The sequence below is a fragment of the Aeromicrobium sp. genome (assembly GCF_050700635.1).
Lineage (GTDB): Bacteria > Actinomycetota > Actinomycetes > Propionibacteriales > Nocardioidaceae > Aeromicrobium.
The window spans coordinates 1-7,261 of record NZ_JBOHDT010000126.1 but is presented as its reverse complement, the minus strand read 5'-3'; the positions used below and the strand labels follow the sequence as shown (position 1 = coordinate 7,261).

Sequence of the window (7,261 nt, the reverse complement as noted above, 5' to 3'; positions counted from 1 at the left end):
GGCCGTTGTGACATCGCGCCCGCAGCGACGGTCGACGAACGTCCCGGTCGCGTCGAGGATGTCGACGGCTTCGTGGAAAGCCGGCGTCAGGGCGACGAGGACGCCGGCCGAACCGTCTCGTACGGACCGGACGGTGGTTGGCCCAACGACCCGTACGCGCCCGACGAGCCGCGCTACCAGTCGCTGCGGGCCTTGCTGACCGGGGAGATCACGCCTGAGGAGGTGCTCGAGAACCTCCAGGGCTCGGGCCTCCGCGGCATGGGCGGTGCCGGGTTCCCCACGGGCAAGAAGTGGGAGCTGGTCCGCAACACCGAGGGCAGCGTCAAATACGCGATCTGCAACGCCGACGAGTCCGAGCCGGGCACGTTCAAGGATCGCCAGCTCCTGGCCGAGCAGTCGCACCTCGTCCTCGAGGGAATGCTCATGGGCATGGTCGTCACCGGCGCCGAGGAGGGCTGGGTCTTCATCCGGCACGAGTACGGCCCCGAGGAGGCCGTCCTGCACGCCGAGATCGAGCGTCTCCGCAGCGAGGGCCTCATCGGTGAGGACGTACAGGGCACCGGCCGTCGGCTGATGCTCGACATCTTCACCTCGCCCGGGGGCTACATCCTCGGCGAGGAGACGGCCCTCATCGAGTGCATGGAGGGCCACCGTGGCGAGCCACGCAACAAGCCGCCCTTCCCCGGCGTGTTCGGGCTGTGGGGTCAGCCGACGCTGATGAACTCCGTCGAGACCTTCGCCGACGTGCCGATCATCGTGGCCCGTGGCGCCGACTGGTGGAAGGACCAGGGCGTCAACGGCAGCGACGGGCTGAAGTTCTTCGCGGTCTCCGGACACGTGGAGAAGCCCGGTGTCTACTGCGTGCCGATGGGCACCACGATCCGTGACCTGCTCGACCTCGCGGGGGGTGTGTCCGGCGGCGCGGAGCTCGACTCGGTGCAGCCCGGTGGTGCCTCGTCGAACTTCCTCGGACCAGAGCACCTCGACGTGGCTCTCGACTTCGACACCCTTGCCGAGGCCGGCTCGATGCTTGGATCCGGCGCAGTCGTCGCGGTCGCCGAGGGCACCGACTCGCTGGCCGCCGCGACCAACGTGCTGCGGTTCTTCCGCAACGAGTCGTGTGGAAAGTGCGTCCCCTGCCGGGTCGGGTCCACCAAGGCCCACGCCCTGCTGACCGACACCCTTGTGGCCGGTGAAGAGCTTGACGACGCGCGTCGCGAGCGGTTGCTCGAGCTCGAGGTGACCCTGCGCAAGACCTCGATCTGCGGCTTGGGTCAGGTGGCCCTGGGTCCGGTGGTCAGCGTGATGGGTCGTCAGCGTGGCGCCACGATCGCGCGGCCGCAGCCGCGCCAAGATGCTCCAGACACGGTCGCGCAGCCGCCGCGCCCAAGTCCTCCAGACGCATGAAGGCAGCCTCCCTTGGGCGGTAAGGAGTTCTTCACCACCCTGTCGGTGTCGGAAGCGTTGGCAGGCTTCCAACCGAGTCGACGCACCGGTGAAGAGACGGTCCTCCGGGAGGACGCGCTCGGCCGGGTGCCGGCCTCCCCAGTGGTGTCGGGCGCGGAGCTTCCCGGATTCGCCCGGTCCACGGTCGACGGCTACGCCGTCCGTGCTGCTGACACGTACGGCGCGAGCGACGGGCTGCCGGCGTACCTCGACCTGATCGGCGCGGTGCGGATGGGCGCCGCCGCCGATGTGGCGGTGCGTACCGCGACCGCCGTGCAGATCCCCACGGGTGCCGCCATCCCTGCCGATGCCGACGCCGTGGTGATGGTCGAGCACACGCAGCTCACCACGCCCGACGTCATCGAGGTGACCAGGCCGGTGGCCGTGGGCGAAGGAATCGTCCGGGCTGATGAGGACGTCGCCGTCGGTGCCGAGATCGCCCCTGCGGGGCGTCCGCTGAGACCACAGGACCTCGGCATTCTCGCTGCCGCCGGCGCCACCGAGGTGGAGGTGCGGATGAGGCCGCGCGTCGCGATCATCTCCACCGGTGACGAGGTGGTGCCTCCGAGCACCAAGCAGCTGAGCCCAGGCCAGGTCCGCGACGCAACGGCCTCGGCGCTGGCGGCGCTGGTGACCGAGGCAGGTGGCGAGCCGTCACCCCGCGGGATCGTGCCGGACGACGTCGACGCGCTGACCAAGACACTCGAATCGGCCTTGCGGGACAGCGACCTCGTCGTCGTCTCGGCTGGATCGTCTGTCGGCGCCCGCGACGAGACGACCGCCGCGGTCGAGTCCCTTGGCGGAATCTACTGCCACGGGCTGGCCATCAAGCCTGGCAAACCGACACTGCTTGCCGAGTGCGCAAGCGTGCCGGTGATCGGGCTTCCGGGGAACCCGTTGTCCGCGCTGGTCGTGTTCCGCCTGGTCGGGCTGCCGATCCTCCGCCTGGTCGGCGGCATCACTCGGCCCCCCGCGGAGCCGACCAGGTCTGCCACCCTGTCGCGCGGTGTCGCCTCGGCTGCGGGCCGGCTGGACGTGGTGCAGGTGCAGGTCCGAGACGACGTCGCCACCCCGCTGTTCGGGTTCTCCGCGCTCCTGTCGATCCTCACCGACGCCGACGGGTACGTCGTGATCCCGGAGGCAGCAACCGGACTCGAGTCGGGAACCGACGTCACCGTGACGATGTACGGGTAGCGTGGCGGCCCGTGCACGAGAGTCCCTTCATCAGCGATGTCCCCGTCGAGTCCGCGCTGCAGGTCTGGGTCGACACCTGCGGCTCCGCCGGCTGCCCGATTCGCCTCGAGGCAGTACGCCTCTCGTTGGAGGACGCGGTCGGGCGGGTGACCGCCGAACCGGTCTGGGCGACCCGTTCCTCGCCGGTCGGGGACTCCGCTGCGATGGACGGCATCGCGGTCCTGGCGAGCAACACCGGTGGTGCCACGCAGACCACCCCGCTGCAGCTCGGGCCCGATGCCTACGAGGTCGTCGACACCGGGGACCCGATCCCGGATGGCTTCGACGCGGTCGTGATGCGCGAGCACGTGCACTACGTGACGACCCCCGCCGGCGAGGCCGCCGAGATCATGTCCGCCGTGCCGCCGTACGCGCATGTGCGCTCGATCGGCGAGGACGTCAGTGCCGGTGAGCTGCTGCTGCCCGAGGGACACCGGCTGCGGCCGGTCGACGTCGCTGCGGCTGCCGCAGCGGGAGCGACCGAGCTCGTCGTACACCGCCGGCCGCGGGTCGCTGTCATCCCCACCGGGGACGAGATCGTACCCGTCGGATCACCGCCGCAGCGGGACCAGATCCTCGACACCAACTCGCTGATGCTGGTCGCGCAGGCGCGCGAGGCCGGCTGCGAGTCATGGGCGACGCCGATCCAACCGGACGTCCAGGAGCAGATCAGCGCGGCGGTGCGGGAGGCGGCAGCCACCGCCGACCTGGTCCTCGTGGTCGCCGGGTCGAGCGCCGGGCGCGACGACTACACCGCTCGGGTGGTCGACGAGCTCGGTGAGCTCGCCGTGCACGGGGTCGCCGTACGCCCCGGCCACCCCGTCGTGCTCGGTGCGGTCGATGCCACCCCAGTCATCGGCGTGCCCGGGTTTCCGGTGTCGGCCGCGCTGACGTTCGACATCTTCGCGCTGCCGCTGCTCGCTGCACTTGAGGGCGCGGCGCCGCCTCATCGCCCGCAGGTTCCGGCCCGTCTCGCGCGCAAGCTGCCGTCGGTGGTGGGCATGGACGACTGGGTGCGGGTGCGACTCGGTTCCGTGGGTGGCCAGGTCGTGGCGTCGCCGCTTCCCCGTGGGGCCGGCGTGCTGACCTCGCTCGTCCGGGCCGACGGGCTCCTGCTCGTGCCAACTGGTGTCGAGGGGCACCATGCGGGAGAGGAGGTGTCGGTGCAGCTGCTGCGACGGCTGCCGGAGATCGAGCGCACGATCGTCGCGATCGGGTCGCACGACCTCGTGATCGACCTCGCGGCCACGGCACTTCGGTCAGCTGATCCGACTCTGACGCTTGTGTCGACCAACGTGGGCTCGCTCGGCGGGCTTGTGGCGTTGCGCGACGGGCTGTGTCACCTGGCCGGCTCCCACCTCCTTCATCCCGAGACCGGCGAGTACACGCTGCCCTACCTCGACGAGATGATGAGCGATCGGGACCTGGCAGTCGTCCGCCTGGTGCATCGCGATCAGGGGCTGCTCGTGCAGCCCGGAAACCCGCGTGGCATCACCGGGCTCGCCGACCTTGCAGGTGCGGACCTGTCGTACGTCAACCGGCAGCGTGGCGCCGGTACGCGGATGCTGCTCGACCATGAGCTGCGCCGGCTCGAGATCGACCCGGCAAAGGTCAGCGGATACGCGCGGGAGGAGCCGACGCACCTGGCCGTCGCTGCGGCGATCTCGGCCGGCCGCGCAGACTGCGGGCTGGGCATCATGGCTGCGGCACGAGCCTTCGATCTGGACTTCGTCCCGGTGTCGCGGGAGCCCTACGACCTCGTAGTCGAGGCCGGCAGCCTCGACGACCCGCTCCTCGATCCGCTGTGGAAGCTCCTGGACTCGCCCGACTTCCACGCATCCATCGAAGCTCTGGGTGGGTACGGCACCGAGGAGACCGGGCGGCGCATCCGGTGAGCGGCGTGATGCGAGCGGCGGTCGGCGCCGTCGTCGCTGGGAGCCTGCTGGCGACGGCCGGTTGCGGGTCGGATGAGCCTGAGGCGTCCGGTGGCCCGAGCGGAAACATGATTCTTGCGACCACCACCAGCACGCAGGACTCCGGACTCCTCGACGAGATCCTTCCTCTGTTCGACGAGAAGAGCGGCTGCACCGTCAAGACGGTTGCGGTCGGCTCCGGGCAGGCGATGGCGATGGGTGAGAAGGGGGACGCCGACGTCTTGCTGGTGCACTCACCTGAGGACGAGGAGCGGTTCATAGCCGACGGCAATGGCTCGAGTCGTGAGGCCGTCATGCACAACGACTTCGTGCTCGCAGGACCACCTGACGACCCGGCCGGGGTCGGCGACGCCGGCAGCGCCGCCGAGGCCCTGACCCAGATCGCCGACCAGAAGGCGTCGTTCGCCTCGCGCGGCGACGACTCGGGCACTCATACGAAGGAGCTGTCGATATGGGAGGAGGCCGGGATCGAGCCCAAGGGCGCGTGGTACCTCGAGACCGGTCAGGGGATGGGTGACACGCTGACCATCGCCGACCAGAAGCAGGCCTACACGCTGGCGGACCGCGGCACGTTCCTGGCCACCAAGGGCTTGGAGTCCGACATCGCGTTCGAAGGTTCGGATGACCTGCTGAACAATTACCACGTCATCGTGGTGGACCACGAAGGCACCAACTCCGGATGTGCCGAGGAGTTCTCGAGCTGGATCCTCGACAAGCCCGTGCAGGAAAGGATCGCCGAGTTCGGGGTCGAGGAGTACGGCGAGCAGCTGTTCACGCCTGATGCGAGGAACTGATGGTCGAACCGCTGTACGAGGTGCTGGCACGATCGGCCTACGTCTCCTTGACGGCAACGCTCATCGCGTCGGGGATCGGCATCGGGCTGGGCACCGCACTCGGGCTGGCTCGGCTGCCCGGACGCGGGTTCCTGACCGCCGTCGTCAACACCGGGATGGCAGTACCGACGGTCGTCGTCGGCCTGGCCGTGGCGTTGCTCCTCTGGCGCAGTGGCCCGCTCGGTGATCTCGACCTGATCTACACCGTGCGGGGCATGATCATCGCCCAGGTGTTGATAGCCACGCCCCTGATCACGGGGATCACGATGGCCGCGCTGCAGCTTCTTCCACGGGATCTCCCGGACCAGCTGCGCTCACTCGGGGCCAACCGGGCGCAGCGAGTGGTGCGCCTGTGGATCGAGGCGCGGCTTCCGCTGCTGGCGGCGGCCATGGCGGGCTTCGGGCATGCCATCTCGGAGGTGGGTTCCGCCACGATCGTCGGTGGCAACATCCACGGCCAGACCCAGGTGATGACCACGGCCATCGTGGAGTACGTCGGTCGCGGTGAGTTCGGGGTCGCGATCGTGTACGGCGTGATCCTGCTCGGACTGGCGTTCGTCATCAATGCCCTGCTCGTCTCCGTCCAGCGGCCGGGGGCGTCGTGGGCGCAGAGCTGAGCCTGACCGACGTCCGGCACGTCCGCGGCGGGCGCGAAGTGCTACGCGTGGACCGCCTGGTTGTCGGACGCGGAGAGCATCTCTCTGTACTCGGTCCCAACGGCGCCGGGAAGTCGACCCTCCTGCGTCTTCTCGCGGCCGTCGAGTCGCCGCACTCCGGTGACGTGACCGTGGACGCCGTCAGCACGCAGCGCGGGGGAGTGGGGCTCCGCCGCAGAGTCGCCTACGCGACCCAGCGACCGGGCTTGCTCACCACCAGCGTCCGGCGCAACGTCGAGCTGCCCCTGCGCTGGAGAAAGGTCCCGCGCGCTCTTCGCGGCGAGATCGCGTTCGCCGCCCTGGAACGGTTGAACGTCGCGCACCTGGCGGACCGACCGGCGGGTGCGCTCTCCGGGGGCGAGCAACAGCGAGTCAGTCTTGCTCGGGCTCTCGCCATCGACCCGGCCGTGCTCCTGCTCGACGAGCCGGCCGCAGGACTTGACGCCCAGTCGCGCTCGGCGTTCTTCGCCGACCTCGAACAGGCGCTCGCGGACCGTACGACCACCGTGGTCCAGGTGTCGCACCGCGCCGAGGAGGCACTGCGTCTCGCCGACCGTGTCGTCGTCCTCGTCGACGGACGCGTGCGCCAGGTCGGCTCGCCGGACGTCCTCAACCGTTTTCCGGCCGATGCCAGCGTCGCTGCCCTGGTCGGCTACGAGAACCTGATCGATGCGTACGTGGAAACGGACGGATCCGTGCTCGTCGGCCAGGCGCAGACGGGGTTGACCCACCGTGAGCTGTCCGGTCCGGTGGTGGTCGCCGTCTTCGCCAACGGCGTGCGGATCGCGGATGCCGACGCGCCTGGCCTACCGGTGCGAATCGCCCGGGTCACACCCGGTCCTGGACATCGGGCCGTTGCGCTCGAGGGCGGCGTCTCGCTGCTCGCGCGGATGCCGATCAACGGCTCGTCACTGTCGGTCGGCGACGACGTGAAAGTCGACTTCGACCCCGCGCTGACCGCAGTGCTGCCGAAATCCACTGGCTGACCGGGAGCGTGCTGCCGCCCGCTTGACCGTGTTCGGCATACACGCCTACTGTATGCGGTATACGACAGGAAGGCGATCATGGACAACGCCCTTGTTCGCGGCCCGCGATATGCCGTCAACTGCTCGATTCTCTTCACCGAGCTGCCTCTGCTCGAACGACCCGCAGCCGCCAA

6 protein-coding genes are annotated in these 7,261 nt (G+C 69.6%); all 6 read left to right on the top strand.

What is annotated here, in order from left to right; translation table 11 throughout:
* The coding region (locus ACRDPN_RS10140) for a complex I 51 kDa subunit family protein (RefSeq protein WP_431447329.1) at positions 1-1,407 on the top strand (1,407 nt) is incomplete at its 5' end.
* A gap of 12 nt (positions 1,408-1,419) precedes the next feature.
* Entirely contained in the window at positions 1,420-2,640 is a 1,221-nt protein-coding gene (locus tag ACRDPN_RS10135; RefSeq protein ID WP_431447328.1) for a molybdopterin-binding protein, read from the top strand.
* A gap of 11 nt (positions 2,641-2,651) precedes the next feature.
* On the top strand, positions 2,652-4,574 hold the full coding sequence (locus ACRDPN_RS10130) for a molybdopterin biosynthesis protein (RefSeq protein ID WP_431447327.1): 1,923 nt from the start codon (positions 2,652-2,654) through the stop codon (positions 4,572-4,574).
* On the top strand, positions 4,571-5,407 hold the full coding sequence (locus tag ACRDPN_RS10125; RefSeq protein ID WP_431447326.1) for a substrate-binding domain-containing protein: 837 nt from the start codon (positions 4,571-4,573) through the stop codon (positions 5,405-5,407). Before ACRDPN_RS10130 ends, ACRDPN_RS10125 begins: the two co-directional genes overlap by 4 nt.
* Entirely contained in the window at positions 5,407-6,063 is a 657-nt protein-coding gene (locus ACRDPN_RS10120) for an ABC transporter permease (RefSeq protein ID WP_431447325.1), read from the top strand. Before ACRDPN_RS10125 ends, ACRDPN_RS10120 begins: the two co-directional genes overlap by 1 nt.
* Entirely contained in the window at positions 6,048-7,088 is a 1,041-nt protein-coding gene (locus ACRDPN_RS10115; RefSeq protein WP_431447324.1) for an ABC transporter ATP-binding protein, read from the top strand. The genes ACRDPN_RS10120 and ACRDPN_RS10115 overlap by 16 nt, the downstream gene beginning before the upstream one ends.
* Positions 7,089-7,261 lie beyond the last annotated feature (173 nt).